The organism is Streptomyces sp. 2114.4 (genome assembly GCF_900187385.1).
Classification (GTDB): Bacteria; Actinomycetota; Actinomycetes; order Streptomycetales; family Streptomycetaceae; genus Streptomyces; species Streptomyces mooreae.
This window is the reverse complement of the sequence record NZ_FYEY01000001.1, coordinates 4,948,851-4,965,527: the sequence shown is the minus strand read 5'-3', so window position 1 is coordinate 4,965,527 and position 16,677 is coordinate 4,948,851. Positions and strand designations below refer to the sequence as shown.

Genomic DNA, 16,677 nt, shown 5'->3' with positions numbered 1-16,677 from the left:
GAGAACGCAGAGAACGCAGAGAACGCAGCCAACGCGTCGGATTCGGCGGCGGTCTCCGGCGCCTGGGAGCCGTACTCCTGACCGCCGCCTTCCTGCTCCTGACCGGTGCCGCCGCACTGCTCGTCAACGCGCCTACGGCAATGGCCCACCACCGTTATCAACATCGCCGGCCCCCCGGCGACAACTGCGCCTATGCCGGTACCGCACCCCCCGTGGACGTACCGACCGGCTTCCCCATGCCCGGCCACTGGCACTTCCCCTGCACCGCCACCAAGCCCCCGCCACCGGCCTCCCACAAGCCGGCGCCCCGTCCACCGAGCCCGAAGCCCGCGCCCCCACCGCCGCCCGCGCCCAGACCCCGGCCGACACCACCGCCCCCACCGCCTCCACCACCTCCGCCCCCCACTCCCCGCGCCCGCCCCGCGGCCCCGCCACCCGAGCCGGCGCCCAAGCCCAAGCCCACGCCCAAGCCAAAGCCCAAGCCCACACCGGTCATCAACCGGCCGGCGTCACCTCGGCCCGTCCTGCCCCGCAGCTATGCGCTGGTGTCCCACAAACCGCACACCGGGCGCTCCGTGGTGACCACCACCCTGCTGATCACCACCCCGGCCGTAGTGGCCGCCGCCGCCCTCCGTCCCCGTTCGCGCTCCTCGTCCGGTTCCGCCGGGCGCCGTTCCTCATAGGAGGTCTCCATGTCGCAATGGCTGGTGCTGACCCTCGCCATGGTCGCCGCCTGTGGTGTCGTCCTGACCATCACCGTCCTCAAGGAACGCCGGATCAGTGAGGACGACGACCCGACCGAAACACCCGATGTGCTCGAGTATCTGACGATGATGGTGGGGGTGGTGTACGCGATCGTGCTGGGCCTGGCCATCGCCGGGGTCTGGGAGGCCAGGAGCGCGGCCGAGGACACCGTACGGACCGAGGCGCAGGCGCTGCACGAGGTCAGCGCGCGGGCCCGGGCCTACCCCGCGCCGATCCGGGACCGCATCCGCTCGGACGTCGGCACCTATGTGTCCTACGTCGTGCACAAGGAATGGCCGGTCATGTCCGAGAAGGGCGAACTGACCGACCGCGGCACCGCATTGCTGACGAAGGTCCGGGCGGACGTCACCGACTACCGCCCGCGCAACGACTTCGAGGCGCAGTCCTACCAGCCCCTCGTCGACCAGGTCGCGGTGGCCGACGGCGCCCGCTCGGCCCGTGCGGACGCGGCCGGTTCGACGCTGCCGGGCGTGGTGTGGTTCGGACTGATCATCGGCGGCGCCATTTCGATCGGCGTCATGTTCACCCTGCAGATCCGGCGCTCGGGACGGGAGTTGCTGATGGCCGGACTCTTCAGTGCGTTGATCGCCTTCCTGCTGTTCCTCGTCTGGGACTTCGACGCCCCCTTCAGCCGGGGCCTCGCCGCCGCCGCACCGTTCTTCGATCTGTTCCCGCACCCATGAGACGGCGCCGGGACCTGCCGGACGGCTGCCCGTCTCGCAGGGCCCGGCCGGACGACGATCGGGAGAAGCCCGCCACCGGATCCGCCCTAGCCGAAGAGATCCGGCTCGCTGCGCACGATCTGCTGGTACAGCGGCTGGTAGTTGATCCAGGCCACCAGGTCGTTCCCCAGCTGTTCGCGGGTGCGCACGGCGTTGTGGTGGTCGATCAGGACCGGTTTGCCGGCGGCCTTGGCGGTCAGCTGGACCTGGCAGGAGCGTTCCATCGTGACGAACCACCATGCCGCCGCGTCCACCGAGTCGCCGACCGTCAGCAGGCCGTGGTTGCGCAGGATCACCGCCTTGTGCGGCCCGAGGGCGGCCGCGATCCGCCGGCCTTCCGCCTCGTCCACCACCACGCCCGTGTAGTCGTCGAAGAGCGCATGGTCCTCGTAGAAGGCGCAGACGTCCTGGGTGATCGGGTCCAGCAGCTCCCCCAGCGCGGACAGTGCCCGGCCGTACGTGGAGTGGCTGTGGGCGGCCGCGACGACATCGGGCCGGGCCCGATGGACCTGGGCGTGGATGGCGAACGCCGCCTGGTTGACGTGGTGGCGGCCCTGAACGACCTTCCCCTCCTCGTTCACCAGCAGCAGATCACTGACCGTGAGGTGCCGGAAGGACATGCCGAAGGGATTGACCCAGAAGCAGTGGGGGAACTCCGGGTCGCGCACGGTGATGTGGCCCGCGACGCCCTCCTCGAAGCCGTAGTGCCCGAACAGGCGCAGCGCCACGACCAGGCGCTCCTGGCGGTGGCGCCGTTCGTCCTCGACGGTCTGGTGCGTCGGCGGCATCGCGAACTGCAGCTGCTCGGTGGGTATCGGGGTCGGCTCGGGCATCGCGGCTCTCCTCCTGGCACGTACGGCACTTGATGCTCGATGCGGAAGCTACCTTCCACTACGACAGGTAACCAGGGGCGTGACCGGCGGGAATACGCGGCGAAGCGACGGCAGCCGGGCATTCACCCCCGAAGCCGGCCGAGGAGTGCCCAGGACGCCCCAGGACGACCGAGGCGAGCGCCGCCGCCCGCCGTCCGCCGCCCGCCGCCCGCCGCCTGCCGTCCGCCGCCCCACCCAACGACGACGCCGCCGCTCAGCACAGGCCGAGCGGCGGCGTCGTCATACGGCCGGTGGGATCACCCCGGTCCGACGGGTGGGGTCACTCCCACTCGATGGTGCCCGGGGGCTTGCTGGTGACGTCGAGGACGACCCGGTTGACCTCGGCGACCTCGTTGGTGATGCGGGTCGAGATCCGCGCCAGCACGTCGTACGGCATCCGGGTCCAGTCCGCGGTCATCGCGTCCTCGGAGGACACCGGGCGCAGCACGATCGGGTGACCGTACGTCCGGCCGTCGCCCTGGACGCCGACCGAGCGGACATCGGCGAGCAGGACCACCGGGCACTGCCAGATCTCGCGGTCCAGGCCGGCCGCGGTCAGCTCCTCGCGGGCGATGGCGTCGGCCTCGCGCAGCAGGTCCAGGCGCTCCTTGGTGACCTCGCCGACGATGCGGATGCCCAGGCCGGGGCCGGGGAACGGCTGGCGGTGGACGATCTCGTCCGGCAGGCCGAGCTCCGAGCCGACCATCCGGACCTCGTCCTTGAACAGCTGGCGCAGCGGCTCGACGAGCTGGAACTCGATGTCGTCGGGGAGCCCGCCGACGTTGTGGTGCGACTTGATGTTGGCGGTGCCCGTGCCGCCGCCGGACTCGACGATGTCCGGGTAGAGCGTGCCCTGGACCAGGAAGGCGACTTCCTCGCCCTCGGCGCCGGCCTCGGCGACCAGCTCGGCCTGGGCCTGCTCGAAGACGCGGATGAACTCGCGCCCGATGATCTTCCGCTTCTGCTCGGGGTCGCTGACCCCGGCCAGCGCGGTCAGGAAGCGCTCCTCGGCGTCGACGACCTTCAGCTGGACGCCGGTGGCGGCCACGAAGTCCTTCTCGACCTGCTCGGACTCGCCCTTGCGCTGGAGGCCGTGGTCGACGTAGACGCAGGTCAGCTGGTCGCCGATGGCCTTCTGCACGATGGCGGCGGCCACCGAGGAGTCCACGCCGCCGGACAGGCCGCAGATGGCGCGCTTGGTGCCGACCTGGGCGCGGATCGCGGCGACCTGCTCGTCGACCACGCTGGTGGTGGTCCAGTTCGGCTCGATGCCCGCACCGCGGTAGAGGAAGTGCTCCAGGACCTGCTGGCCGTGCGTGGAGTGCATGACCTCGGGGTGGTACTGGACGCCGTAGAGCTTCTTCTCGTCGTTCTCGAAGGCGGCGACCGGCACGACGTCCGTGGACGCGGTGACCGTGAAGCCCTCGGGCGCGGCCGAGCAGGCGTCGCCGTGGGACATCCACACCGACTGCTCGGTGGGGGTGCCCTCGAAGAGGGTGGATCCGGGGCGGGAGACGGTCAGCGGGGTGCGGCCGTACTCCCGGGCGCCGGTGTTGTCGACGGTGCCGCCGAGGGCGATCGCCATGAGCTGGAAGCCGTAGCACATGCCGAAGACCGGGACACCGGCCTCGAACAGCGAGCGGTCCAGACTGGGGGCGCCTTCGGCGTAGACCGACGAGGGACCGCCGGAGAGGATGATCGCCTTCGGGTTCTTCGCGAGCATCTCCGCCACCGGCATGGTGGACGGCACGATCTCGCTGTAGACCCGGGCCTCACGGACCCGTCGGGCGATGAGCTGGGCATACTGCGCGCCGAAGTCGACTACGAGGACGACGTCCGGGGCAGCGGCAGGGGGCGCTGATGGCACTTCGGCGGCCTTCCGGCGGTGTGGAGCAGGGGTTGGACTTTCGATTCTAACGGGCTCATACTTGGCCCCATGTCCAAGCAGCTGACCTTCGTCTTTACCTATGGCACCGGCCCGTCCGGCTGCCATGGTCGTGCTGCTTGATCCACTGACAAGCAACTTCCCAGGCGCCCCGGGCCGAAATGGTCCGGGGCGTTCTGCGTCCGTCAGGACCGATCATCGGCTCCGGGGCCACTCACCCCAGGAGATACGGACATGAGCCCTCGGACCACCACCTCCCCCGCCCCGGCCCCCGGCACCGACACCGGCGCCCACACGGCGGAGGCGGCCGGGATCATCCAGGACGCACGGCAGCGGATCGATGATCTCGACGGCCGGATCATCGGCCTCGTCCAGGAACGGATGGCCGTCTCGGCCGTCATCCAGCGCGAACGCCTCACCTCCGGCGGACGGAGGGTGAACCTCTCCCGCGAGATGGAGATCCTTGCCCACTACCGCGACCAGCTCGGCAAGCCGGGTACCGCGCTCGCGATGACCCTGCTGGAGCTGTCCCGGGGCCAGATCTGAGGCGGGCGGGAGACGGGGCCCAGTCGGCTGCCGGGGTAGCCGGCCGACTGCCCCGGGTAGCCGGCCGGCTGCTGGGCGCGACCGGCCGGCTACCGGGGGTGGCCGGATCCGGCCGGTATTCCGGGGTTCCGGCATCGGGATCAGAGGCGGCAGTGGCTGATTCTGGACGGTATGCGGTCGGTTTCGGGGCCGACCGGGGCGCGTGACGAAGCGCACGCGCCCCGGCGCAGCTGCCGGATCCGCGTTCGGTTGCCGACTCACCCGTACGGCGCGTGACCGGCCGCCGCGAGGCTTCGTTGTTCCCGGTGCCACGCCAGCCAGGCGCGGCCTGCAGGACTACGCGTAGACGCCGCCTCACGGGCGGAAAGCCGGAGCGATGAGACGCCGGCCGCCAGCCGCGGCCCGCGTCGTGGGACCTCGCTCCGGAGCCGTGACCGGTCAGCAGGGGACAGCAGCCCGGTCACATCCGATGGGGTGGTCGGTCCTGGGGACGCCCGGGACCGACCGCATCCGGTCGAAAAGGTTGCGCCAGGTGAGGCGCATCCAGGACGATGCTTGACGAACGACCTGCCGTATCCGGTACGGACTTTTGCACTGCCATCGGTCCGGCCACCGCAGCATTCGCACCCTCGCGCACCACCCCATAAGCCAGCGGCGCTACCCCCCCCAGCGCCGCCCCTCGGTGCCGGCGCTGCCCTGACGCCGGCACCGAAAGCAAAGGGCCCCGTGGCCGTCCGCACCCCCCCTCGCGGACGGTATCCGGGGCCCTTCGCTGTGGGGGGCGTGCGCCCGCACACGACCGTCGTCGAGCTCTGTCCTGTGCCCTGCCTTCGTGCCGCCTACGGGACGACCGTGAGGCTGTGGTGCGTCTCCGGTGAGACTGCCGTGACGGATGTGATCGACATCACGACAGGCTTCTTGTTGAAGGGGCAACCTTTTTCGGCCACCGCCGACGTCTTCCGTGCGCCGTCCGCATACCTTCCCTGCGCCTTCCGCCGGGGCCCCTACGTCAGGGGCTTCTTCGGCGGCACCGGCGGAACGGCCAGGAACGGCAGGTTCAGCGCGCCGAAGGCGTGGGGAGGGACCGCGGGGCGGGCCGGCTCGACGGGCGCCAGCCGCCGGTAGGCCCGGCCCGGGGTGGGGCGCGGGTCCGGCTCGCCCTTGTTGGGCCACAGCGACATCGCGCGCTCGGCCTGCGCGGTGATCGTCAGGGACGGGTTGACGCCGAGGTTGGCGGAGACCGCGGAGCCGTCGACGACCGAGATCCCCGGGTGGCCGTACAGGCGGTGGTACGGGTCGATGACGCCGTGGTCCGCGTCCTCGCCGATCGGGCAGCCGCCCAGGAAGTGCGCGGTGAGCGGAGTGCCCATCAGCTCACCGATGTTGGAGCCCGCGAAGCCGTTGATCTCCTCGGACAGCAGCGTCGCCGCCCGGGTGGCCTCGGGGATCTGGTTCGGGTTCGGGGCCCCGTGCCCCTGGCGTGCGGTGAGCAGGCCCTTGCCCAGCCCCGTCGGCTTCCGGTACGTCGTCAGGGAGTTGTCGAGGGACTGCATGACCAGGCCGATGATGGTCCGCTCCGACCAGCGGCGGTTGGAGAGCGAGCGGAGCGCCAGCCAGGGGTGGCGGGCCACGTTGCCCAGCCAGCCCGCGACGCGTCCGGCGGGCCGGTAGGGGACCTGGAGGATCGTCATGCCCCCCATCGCGTTGGAGCCCTTGCCGTAGCGCACCGGTTCGATGTGGGTGTTCTCGTCGGGGTGGATCGACGACGTGATCGCCACGCCCTTGGTGAAGTCGGCCTTCGCCGCGCCGTGCCGTTTGCGGTAGCGGCGGTTGTCGGTCTGGGCGCCCACCAGTGCCTCGGAGTTCGTCCGGGTCAGCTCGCCGAGCCGGGCGGAGAGGCCGGGGAGCAGTCCGCTGTCCTTCATCTTGTGCAGCAAGGTCTGGGTGCCGTACGTACCGGCCGCGAGGACGACCCGGCGGGCGGTGAAGGTGCGGCCCCGGCCCGTGCGCTTGTTGTCGGTGGGCAGGGTGGCGACGGCATAGCCGCCGCGGGAGTCCTCGGTGACGGTGACGACCGAGGTCATGGGGTGGATGACGGCGCCCGCCTGCTCGGCGAGGTGGAGGTAGTTCTCGTTGAGGGTGTTCTTGGCACCGTGCCGGCACCCGGTCATGCACTCCCCGCACTCCGTACAGGCCTTACGCGACGGGCCCTTTCCGCCGAAGTACGGGTCGGGCACCTCCGTGCCCGGCGCGGCTTTCGATGCCCCGTTCTCCGCCGCTTCCTCCTCGCTGACGGCGTCCCGTCCGTCGCCGAAGAAGACGCCCACCGGCGCGAAGTGGAAGGTGTCGCCGACGCCCATCTTCTCGGCGGTTTCCTTGAGGTGGACGTCGGAGGGCGTCATCGTCGGGTTGAGGCGCACCCCGAGCATGCGTTTGGCCTGGTCGTAGTACGGCGCCAACTCCGCGTGCCAGTCGGTGATGTGGCCCCACTGCTGGTCCTCGAAGAACGGCTTCGGCGGGACGTAGAGGGTGTTGGCGTAGTTCAGCGAGCCGCCGCCGACCCCGGCGCCGGCGAGCACCATCACGTTGCCGAGCAGATGCACCCGCTGGATGCCGTAGCAGCCGAGCGCCGGGGCCCACAGGTAGTTGCGGAGGTCCCAGGAGTTCTTCGGCAGTGTCTGCCGGGTGAAGCGGCGGCCGGCCTCCAGGACGCCGACGCGATAGCCCTTCTCGGTCAGCCGGAGCGCGGAGACCGAGCCGCCGAAGCCCGACCCGACGACGAGCACGTCATAGTCGTAGGCGTGGCCGTCGGAGGCGGCGGGGCCGTCGGCACGGGCGTCGGGGGCGGCAGGGTTCTCAGGGCCGTCCTGGGCGTCCCGGCCGCCGTTCGCGTCCTGATTCCGGGCAGAGTTCTCCTGGGGCACTGGCTCTCCCTGCTGAGGGGGTGTTAGCGGAGTCGGAGCGCCTTCATCGCGCGCAGGCTGCGGGTCATGAACTGGGCGTACTTCTCGTCGGTCATCCCGAAGGACGGCGCCAGCGGCATCAGGCGCTGATGGGCGACGGTCTGCGCCTCGGTGTACTTGAGGATGCCCTCGGAGCCGTGCCGGCGGCCCAGGCCCGAGTCCCCCATGCCGCCCATCGGCGCCTGCACGCTGGCGTAGCCGGCGGCGTAGGACTCATTGACGTTGACCGTGCCCGTGCGCAGCCGGGCGGCGACCGCACGGCCGCGTCGGCCGTCCTTGGTCCAGACGCTGGAATTCAGCCCGTACGGGGTGGCGTTGGCGAGCGCCACCGCCTCGTCCTCGTCGCTGAAGCGGTAGAGGGAGACCACCGGGCCGAAGGTCTCCTCGTCGCAGACCGCCATCGGGGCCTGGACGCCGTCGAGGATGGTCGGCTCGTAGAAGAGCGGGCCGATGTCGGGGCGGGGGCGGCCGCCGGCGACCAGCCGGGCGCCCTTGGCGACGGCCTCTTCGACATGGCGGGTGACGGTCTCCAGCTGCCGCTCGCCGACCAGCGAGCCCATGTCGGCGCCGTAGGCGAGGGCGTTGCCCAGCCGCATCGCCTTCGTCCGGGCGGCGAACCGCTGGAGGAAGTCGTCGGCGATGGACTCGTGGACGTAGAGCCGCTCGATGGAGATGCACAGCTGCCCGGCGGAGGCGAAGCAGCCACGGACGGCGCCGGCGGCGGCCTTCTCCACATCGGCGTCCTGCAGCACCAACATGGCGTTCTTGCCGCCGAGTTCGAGCGAGACGCCGACCAGCCGGGCGGCGGCGCCCTGGGCGACCTCGCGGCCCGTACGGGTCGAGCCGGTGAAGGAGACGTAGTCGGCGTGCTCGACGACGGCGGGGCCGATGACCGGGCCCTCGCCGAGTACGACCTGCCAGACGTCCTCCGGCAGCCCGGCCTCGATGAGCTGTTCCCGGGCCCACAGCGCGGTCAGCGCGGTCTCCGTGTCGGGCTTCATGACGACGGCGTTGCCCGCGACGAAGGCCGGCAGGGCGTCGCCGACGGACAGCTCCAAGGGGTAGTTCCAGGGGGCTATCTGCCCCACGACGCCCCGGGGCTGGCGGAGTTCGGTGACCTTGGTGAGGGTCGGTACGACGCCGGTGCGGGCCTTGGGCTTGAGGTAGGCGTGGGCCCTGCGGCCGTAGTGGCGGGCGGTGACGGTGACCGCCTGCACCTCCTCATGGGCGTGCAGCCGCGCCTTGCCGGTCTCCAGCTGGATCAGGTCGAGCACTTCGGCCTGGCGGCGCAGCACCAGGTCGTGGAAGCGCAGCAGCACCGCGGCGCGCTGCTTGACCGGGACCTTGGCCCAGCGCTCCTGGGCGACGCGCGCCCGCTCGAAGGCGGTGGCGACGTCCTCGGGGGTGGACTCGGGCAGGTCGGCCAGCTTCTCGCCGGTGAACGGGGTGTGGTTGGCGGTGCGGCCCGCGCCGACCACACCACGGGTGAGCCGGGCGGCGAGTTCGGGGGTGACCACATCCGCCGCGGTACGGGCGCCCGCCGGGGTGGCGGCGACCGGGTTGCCGCCGGCGGGGGCGGCGGGGGCCTCGTCGGCCGCGGGAGTCTCGGCGGGCGCCTCGGCGGCGGGGGCCTCCGGGGCCGCGGCGGGGGCCTCGGGGGAGGCGGTTCCGGTGTCCTGCGAGTCCGTCATGTCGGCGAGCGTATTCCTCCCCGGACGCTTTGTGTACCCGGGAGTAATGAGTTTTCACGCCGTACGCACCATCGCGCCAGTGTCCGCTGGCCGCAAGGGGGCTGGTCTGGGCCGACCGAGGCCCCGGACACGTGATCACGGCCCTGGCTCACGCCCCGGGTCACGCCCCGGTCAGCCGGAACGCGTCGAGCGCGGTGTCGAAGTGCCGCGTGGCCTCGGTGCGCGCGCCGACCGGGGAGGAGATCCACACGTCGATCATCCGGCCGCCCTCGTCCCAGCTGAGGTCGTAGGTGCAGCGGGGGCCGCCGTCCTGCGCACCGCCGTCCCAGACGAACTCCCAGCGCCCGGCCCGGAGCCCGTTGTGGGTGGTCTCGGTGACCTGCCCCTGGCGGTAGCCGCGGTAGTGCGCGGGGCCCTCCGCGTCCGCCGCCCGCATCGCGCCCAGCGGCCCTTCCGGGACCCGCTTCTGCAGCTGGATGCCGATCCGGAACCGTCTGCCCTGCGAGGAGTAGTAGACGCGGCCGTTCTCGTACGAGCGGGTGAAGCCGTCCGGCACGGCGAGCACGAAGCCGGCCGGGTCGTGGACGAGCCGGTAGCCGGCGGGAACCGTGCCGGTGGCCCCCGGGGAGGGCGACGAGGTGACCGTGACGGTGACGGTGGGCTGCCCGCTGACGGGGCCGGGGGTCCGTGCGGGCCCAGGTCCCCCTTCCGATTCCGAGGCTTGCGGGGAGCGGCCGCCGGGTTTGCTGCCGCTCCCGTTCGGGTGCGTCCCGTCCGGGTGCATCAGCAGGACGGCGAGGCCCGCGCCCGCGCCGCCGATCACCACCGCCGCGAGGGCCACCAGCAGAGCGGTGCGGAGCCGGCCGGTGTGCGGCCGGGCGGCCACCGCCAGCGCCCGGTCGTCGAGGGAGGCGCGGACCGGCGCACCCGGGGCCCGGCCGCCGGAGCGCCCGCCCGCGTGCCCGCCCGGCTGCCCGGCGTCTTCGGCTTCACCGCCGTCGCTGCCGCTGTCCCTGCCGCCGTCCCTGCCGCCGTCGCCGCCCCCGGTGGCCGCACGGCCGGGGCCGGGCGGGGGCACGGACGGCGCACCCGCGGCCAACGGGTCCTCGCTGGGCGGGTGTTCGCTGGGCAGGCCGTCGCCGGGGCCGTCGTGCGGACAGGCGTGGACGTCGGGCCCGGGGTGGTGCGGGCCGTGCGGGCTCCCGGGGCCGGCCGGCACCCGCCCCGGGAGCCCGCTCGCGCCCGCCACGGCCTCGGCGGCGCGGCCGGCGGCCCCGTCGCCCCCGTCGCCCGCGTAGTCACCCCCGTGACCATGGCCACGGCCATGACCGTGACCGTGACCGTGACCGCGTCCGAGCCCCTGGTCGTCCGCCCCCCGCTCCGGAGAGCGGCCCGACCGCAGATAGCCGCGCAACAGCCGCTCCGTCTCGGCGACCCCCAGCCGGCGTTCCGGATCGCGTTCCAGCAGGCCCTCGACGACGGCGCGTAACGCCCGTGCGGCCTCCGGGAATTCAATGTCCTCGTACACCACGGCATGCAGCACACCGCCCAGCGAGTCGCGGTGGAACGGCGAGGCACCGCTGAGCGCGGCGCACAGCAGCACCCCGAGCGACCAGAGATCGGCCTCGGGCCCCGTGCCGCGGCCGGACATCCGTTCCGGCGCGGTGTATTCGGGTGAGCCGACGAAGCCACCGGGGTCGGTGAGCGTGGTGACACCGGGGACCTGGGCGATACCGAAGTCGGTGAGCACCACCCGGCCGGTGCCCGCCTCCATCAGGACGTTGGCGGGCTTGAGGTCGCGGTGCAGTACCCCGCGGGTGTGCGCGGCCCGCAGCGCGCCCAGCAGCGCGACACCGATCCGGGCGGCCTCGCGCGGCGCGACCGGTCCGCCGCTCCGCAGCCGGTCGGCCAGCGACGCGCCCTCCACCAGCTCCATCACGATCCACGGCCGGCCGTCCTGCTCGACGACGTCATGCACGACAATCACATTCGGGTGCTTGATCCCGGCGACCGTCCGCGCCTCCCGCATCGCCCGCTCACGCTGCACCCGCGGCTCGGACCCGGCGGCCGCCTCGCCTTCCCCCTCACCGGCCTCCTCGTCCAAGTGCAGTTCCTTCACCGCGACTTGGCGGGCCAACAGCTCGTCGGTGGCGCGCCAGACCGTCCCCATGCCGCCGCGGCCGAGCCGTACTCCCAGGCGGTACCGGCCACCGATCAGCCGGCCCTCGCCCCCGAAGCTCCCCATGGGCCCATCTTCCCGCACCGGCCCCGCACGGGAAGGGCGTCACCTCGGGGACCGGCCAAGGTCGCCCATGCCGTGACGCCACCCCGGCCGCCGTGATCCACCGCCCCTGCGGAGGCAGTTGGCACGCTTACCCCAATAGAGGACGTGGCCGCACTGCCCCCCGAGCACCCCGGACCGCACGACACACGGGGTGGAACCTCCACCTGCTCTTCCACCGTCCTTGACACAGTGAGGCTGTCGTACGGGAAACAACCGGTGCGGTGGCCACGAGAAGCGGATCGGGGGTCGGTCATGGTGATGCAGGACGGTGGAACGGTGGATGTCCGTCCGGGCCCCGATCCGGGCCGGGCCGCCCCGGAGCACGGCGGCGCCTACCGAACGACCGCCCTGTTCCTCGCCCTCTACTCCGGTGCGCTGCTCGCCTGGACGGCCTACGGCATCACCCAAGGGGACGGCAACGTCTGGGACTTCCTGGAGGGCCTGTTCAACCCGGGCGCCTCCCCCACGACCCAGATCCTCGGCCCGTACGAATGGGCCTTCACCGTCGGGTTCCTGGCGATCGCCGGACTGGCACTGGCCCGGCGACGCGTGGCACGCTCCGCGGCGCTGCTGTCCGGTTGGGTGCTGCTCGCCGTCTCCCTGCGGGAGGGCGTGGGCCTCTTTGACCCCGCCTACCGCGACCTGTACGGCCACGACCCGCTGGGCGGCTGGGTGCTCGCCACCCGTGGCCTGGGGCTGGCGGTGGCACTGGTCGTGCTGTGCACGATGTTCCCGGCCACCGAGCGCCGCCGCGGCGGGCACCCGTCCGCCGCGGCCGCGGACGGCCCGGAAACCTGGCGGCGGCGCCCGTCCCGGATCTGCGGGGTGCTGTTCCTGGTGATGTGCCTGGCCCGCCTCGGCTGGCTCGTCAGCGACCTGACGACCCCCGAGGGGGACGTGGGGCGCTACCTGCACGACGCGGTCGACGGCTCGGTACTCGGCACCCTCGATCTGGCGGCGCCCAGCGCGTTCACCACCATCGGCTCGGTGTGCGCCCTCCTCGTCCTCGGGGTGCTGGCCTTACGAGGGCGCCGGGAAGTGCGCGGCGCGCTCCTGACGTTCGCCGCGCTGGAGCTGTACATCACCGTGCGGACGGTCGTCCTGCTGACCGTGACGGACTTCTTCAACCGCTCCTACGAAACCCCCCAGGGCGCCCTGTCGCTCGTCACGACCGCCTACGCCCTGGCGGCCATGACCTCGGTGGTCGTCCTGGCCACCGGCCGCGGCTTCGGCCCGTACGGCGCCATGCGGACGGAGGGGTTGCGGACGGCGGCGGTGGGACGGGGCGGGGGGCCGCAGTAGCGTCACGCCCCGGTTTCCCGGCCCAGCCCCCTGGCCCAGTCCTGCAATGCGGGGTCGGCCAGGCTGTCGCCCAGCCAGTCGTGGTCGAGGCCGGCTCCCGGAAGGGAGGGTACGGCCGCGACATAGAGCCCGGCAGCACGTGCCGAGGCGACGCCCGTGGCCGAGTCCTCGAAGGCGACGGAATGCTCCGGGGCCGCACCGAGGGCTGCGCACGCCGTGAGGTAGAGCTCCGGTGCGGGCTTGGGGGAACGCACCTCGTCGGCGGCGAACGAGTGGGTGAAGCAGTCGGCGAGGCCGGCCGACCACAGCGCCGCGTCCAGCAGTTCGCGGGGGCTGTTGCTGGCCACGGCGACCGGGACGGCCGCCCGGCAGGCCCGCACCAGGTCCACCGCCCCGGGGAGGGCCGCGGCACCCCGGGAAAGCTCCTTGCGGACCCTTTGGAGGAGGTCGGCGGCGATTTCGGCACCGGCGTCGGGCCGTCCGAAGTACTGCGCCATGGCCTCACCGGCGGCCTCCACGGTGCGACCGATGACCAGGGCCTTCTGTTCCGGCCCGAAGGGGTGGCCGTGCGCCGCGAAGATGGCCGTTTCCGCCACGGTCGCACAGGCCTCGGTGTCGACCAGCAAGCCGTCGCAGTCGAAGACCACGGCCTCGGCGCCGGTGGGGAGCGGGCGCATGCGGATGTCCTTGATCATGAGCGTACACATTAGGCCGGGACCCTGGGAACGTCCACGTTTTTGCCCGGGATCGGGCAGGAATGGCGGCGTTCGTCGCCGACCTTGCGCCTCACCGGTCGGATCGGCGGGGGCGGCGCGGCGAGTGTCAGTCGTGCTCCCTGAGTGCATCCGTGAGCCGTCGCCCCTCCGGGACCCGTCGGCGCAGCAGTACGGACGCTGTGGTGTGCAGCTCGTTCCACGCATGGGGGCGTCCGATGTCGGCCGCATCGGGGACGCTCAGCAAGGCTGCGGCCAGGGCCTGTTCGGTCTCGCCCGCTGCCGCGTGGGCATGGGCCAGGCAGGACAGGTACCAGGCCCGGTCACGGCGGTAGCCGGTCGGCAAGGCGTCGAGGCCCGTGGTGATGTGGCGCGTGGCTCCCGGCCAGTCGCCGAGGTGCATGGCGGCCATGCCGCGCTGGAGGGTGAACCAGGTCTCGTCGTAGAAGTACATCCACGGCGGCTCGTCCTCAGGGCGCTGGGCGGCGCGGCCGATCAGGTCCTGGGCGTCGTCCAGCAGACGATGGGCTTCGTCAGGGGCATGGCTGAGCGCATGGCCCCGGGCCTCCATCTGGGCGGCCATGCCCTGCACGCCCAGTGACGTATGCGGCGCCGACCAGCGGGCGGCCTCGGCGAGCCGTACACACCGATTCCCCCGGCCTCCGGACCAGGCCATATGGGCCTTCATGCTGAGCGTCGTGGCAGCCATGTCGGAGTCCCCGGCCTCCAGGGCCCACTCGTGGGAGCGGTCGTACCACGCCAGTGCGGCGGCCGACTGCCCCTGGTCCTGGGCCATCCATGCGAGGAACTGGGCATGCTCGGCGGCGAGTCGGACCACCCGCTCCGCCAACGGTCCCCGCGCACCCGCATAGAGATCCACCACGGTACGGAGCTGCTGGCTCATCACCGCGACCAGCGGACGGGAGCCGATGAAATCCTCGGCCCTTCGGTGTTCGGCCAGAAGACGGTCGAGCCAGTCCAGGGTCGCGGTGTCGACACGGTGGGAGCCGTCCACGGCATTGGTGACGCGTGAGAGCAGGTCCTCGTCGGGGGCGGTTCCGGAGAACGCGAGCCCGGGCACCGGCAGCGCCTCCACGCCCGGCGCCGCGGCCGAAAGCCGCTCCCGGGCGATGCCGAGCCCGGCAATGATGCGCTGCCGCACCTCCACCGAGGTGACCCGACGACGGCCGCGCTCGATCTCGGAGACGTCCGGCTGAACCAGCCCGACCAGCTCGCCGAGCCTCATCTGGCTGATCCCGGCAAGCCGCCGGTACGTACGGAAGACGGCGCCCCAGTCCTCGTCGAGGAGGGCCGCCGCGAGCCGAGGGTGCGACCACAGGCCGGCATCAAAGTCACCCATGTCCCCAATATAGGGCGGCCCTATAGGGAGTTGGGATGGGCGAGAACGGCGGTCGGCGCGAGAGTCGGACACGACGGGCCCCGCCGTCCCTGACGGCCGGGGCGGACCACCCCACGAAAGCAGGTCGACGTGACCCACGCTCCCCCCATCCGCACCCCCCTCCGAACGCATCGGCAAAACACGCAAGCGGAGGGCGGCCGATGAGTACACCCGCCACCCCCCGGCTGCTCCCCTGGACCGGGCAGGACGGCAAGCCCTGCTATCTCCTCACGGACCGGGACGACAGCCCGCTCTCCCGGCGGGCGGATCAGGTCGAGGCGCTGCAACTCAGGATGGGGGCGGGGCTGCTGGAGCACGCGCGGGTGCTGATCGACGACCCGGCGGTGGATGCGCGGCAGTTGCGTTTTTTGTCGGCCCAGCTCAGCACCGCGCTGCAGGACGCCTTACGGGTCGCGCAGAGCCGCGGCGCCTGGCCTGCCGACGACAGCACCCCATCTGACCTGGGGTTTTGAGGAGGCGCCAGGGCGCTTGCCGGACGTGCGGGGGAGATCCCCCTCCGGAACGCCCCCGCACGCACGAAGCGGCCGCCGCGTGTGGGGGTCGCGGCGGCCGCCGATGTGAACTGCAACGCGTCTTGGGCCCGAGGCCTCTTCAGTGGTGCAGCATGTGAACAACTCTGCCCGCGGGGGCAACCCCGCGGCATCCTCCAGAGGTCGCGGGCTCACCCCCGCCGCTCGGCGGGGGTACGGGGCCGCCACGGGGCGGTCCCGTACGGCAGGGAAGCGGAATCGCGCGACGCCGGGCGGTTCTGCGAGCTCGAATGGGCGCGGAGGAGAAAGGGGCGGCCGGTGATCCGTGTCGCTGTGGTGGACGACGAGCGGCTGGTCAGATCCGGACTGCGGATGATCCTGGGGACCGCCCCGGACATCGAGATGGTCGCGGACTGCAGCGGCGCCGAGGCCGTGGACACCGTGCTGCGGTGCGCGGCCGAGGTCGTGTTGCTGGACATCCGGATGCCGGACGTGGACGGGCTGACCGTCCTGCGCCGGCTGCGCGCCGCCTCGAAGCCGCCCGTGGTGGCGATGCTGACCACCTTCGACGCCCAGGAGTACCTGACGGCGGCGCTACGCGAAGGCGCGGCCGGGTTTCTGCTCAAGGACTCCGATCCGGAACAACTCGTACGGGCCGTAAGGACGCTGGCGGCGGGCGGCAGTGTGCTCGATCCCGGGGTCACCCGCGCGGTGATCGGGGGCTATCTGACCGCCGAGGACCAGGCCGCCGCGAACCGGGCGGTGAGCGGGCTGACCCCGCGGGAGTCCGAGGTGCTGGCGCTGCTCGGCGAGGGCCTGGCCAACGCCCAGATAGCCGACCGGATGGGGCTCGCCCCCAGTACGGTCAAGGACCATGTGCGCGCCCTGCTGGGGAAACTGGGCGGGATCAACCGCATCCAGGCGGCCATCGTGGCCGACCGGGCAGGTCTGGTGGCGGGCGCCCCTCGGGGGTCGGGGTGAGAACCGGGGGCGGGAGTGGCGGGGGGAACGGCAGAGGCAGCGGGGACGGCAGAGAGAACGGTT

Annotated in this window: 12 protein-coding genes and 1 pseudogene; 5 read left to right on the top strand and 8 right to left on the bottom strand. The window is 72.4% G+C overall.

Going from position 1 to position 16,677, the window contains the following annotated elements; all coding sequences use genetic code 11:
• Window positions 1-535 precede the first annotated feature (535 nt).
• Entirely contained in the window at window positions 536-694 is a 159-nt protein-coding gene (locus CFW40_RS37205; protein ID WP_176956416.1) for a hypothetical protein, read from the bottom strand.
• Between CFW40_RS37205 and CFW40_RS21920 the strand changes: the two genes are divergently transcribed.
• Entirely contained in the window at window positions 693-1,448 is a 756-nt protein-coding gene (locus CFW40_RS21920) for a DUF4239 domain-containing protein (protein ID WP_088799486.1), read from the top strand. The two genes, CFW40_RS37205 and CFW40_RS21920, sit on opposite strands and share 2 nt — an antisense overlap.
• Before the next feature lie 86 nt (window positions 1,449-1,534).
• On the opposite strand, the pseudogene CFW40_RS21915 reads toward CFW40_RS21920, so the two are convergent.
• Window positions 1,535-2,326 (bottom strand): annotated as a pseudogene (locus CFW40_RS21915) (class II aldolase/adducin family protein); the annotation flags it as partial.
• 313 nt (window positions 2,327-2,639) lie between these two features.
• Complete coding sequence (gene guaA / locus CFW40_RS21910; RefSeq protein ID WP_088799484.1) at window positions 2,640-4,226, bottom strand: glutamine-hydrolyzing GMP synthase; 1,587 nt, start codon at window positions 4,224-4,226, stop codon at window positions 2,640-2,642.
• A gap of 252 nt (window positions 4,227-4,478) precedes the next feature.
• Here guaA and CFW40_RS21905 point away from each other — a divergent pair, with 252 nt between their 5' ends.
• Window positions 4,479-4,790: a chorismate mutase gene (locus CFW40_RS21905; protein WP_088799483.1), complete on the top strand. Its 312-nt coding sequence runs from the start codon at window positions 4,479-4,481 to the stop codon at window positions 4,788-4,790.
• A gap of 1,004 nt (window positions 4,791-5,794) precedes the next feature.
• Here CFW40_RS21905 and CFW40_RS21900 read toward each other — a convergent pair.
• The 3 genes from CFW40_RS21900 to CFW40_RS21890 form a co-directional block, all read right to left on the bottom strand.
• The gene (locus tag CFW40_RS21900) at window positions 5,795-7,714 is read right to left on the bottom strand and encodes a GMC oxidoreductase (RefSeq protein WP_088799482.1); all 1,920 of its coding nucleotides are present in this window, start codon (window positions 7,712-7,714) and stop codon (window positions 5,795-5,797) included.
• A gap of 23 nt (window positions 7,715-7,737) precedes the next feature.
• Entirely contained in the window at window positions 7,738-9,444 is a 1,707-nt protein-coding gene (locus CFW40_RS21895; protein WP_088799481.1) for a succinic semialdehyde dehydrogenase, read from the bottom strand.
• Between the two features lie 160 nt (window positions 9,445-9,604).
• The gene (locus CFW40_RS21890) at window positions 9,605-11,689 is read right to left on the bottom strand and encodes a serine/threonine-protein kinase (RefSeq protein WP_088799480.1); all 2,085 of its coding nucleotides are present in this window, start codon (window positions 11,687-11,689) and stop codon (window positions 9,605-9,607) included.
• Window positions 11,690-11,980: 291 nt separating this feature from the next.
• Here CFW40_RS21890 and CFW40_RS21885 point away from each other — a divergent pair, with 291 nt between their 5' ends.
• A complete protein-coding gene (locus tag CFW40_RS21885) occupies window positions 11,981-13,030 on the top strand; it encodes a hypothetical protein (protein ID WP_088799479.1) in 1,050 nt (349 codons plus the stop codon).
• 2 nt (window positions 13,031-13,032) lie between these two features.
• On the opposite strand, the gene CFW40_RS21880 is transcribed toward CFW40_RS21885, so the two are convergent.
• Together CFW40_RS21880 and CFW40_RS21875 are read right to left on the bottom strand one after the other, a co-directional pair.
• Window positions 13,033-13,725, bottom strand: a complete 693-nt coding sequence (locus tag CFW40_RS21880) for an HAD family phosphatase (protein ID WP_256331341.1) — start codon at window positions 13,723-13,725, stop codon at window positions 13,033-13,035.
• Between the two features lie 127 nt (window positions 13,726-13,852).
• Window positions 13,853-15,103, bottom strand: a complete 1,251-nt coding sequence (locus CFW40_RS21875) for a DNA-binding protein (protein ID WP_088799478.1) — start codon at window positions 15,101-15,103, stop codon at window positions 13,853-13,855.
• 200 nt (window positions 15,104-15,303) lie between these two features.
• On the opposite strand from CFW40_RS21875, the gene CFW40_RS21870 reads away from it, so the two are divergent.
• Window positions 15,304-15,615 carry a hypothetical protein gene (locus CFW40_RS21870; RefSeq protein WP_088799477.1) on the top strand — a complete coding sequence of 104 codons (312 nt, stop codon included), beginning with the start codon at window positions 15,304-15,306 and terminating at the stop codon, window positions 15,613-15,615.
• Window positions 15,616-15,951: 336 nt separating this feature from the next.
• Window positions 15,952-16,614: a response regulator transcription factor gene (locus CFW40_RS21865; protein WP_088799476.1), complete on the top strand. Its 663-nt coding sequence runs from the start codon at window positions 15,952-15,954 to the stop codon at window positions 16,612-16,614.
• Window positions 16,615-16,677: the final 63 nt, after the last annotated feature.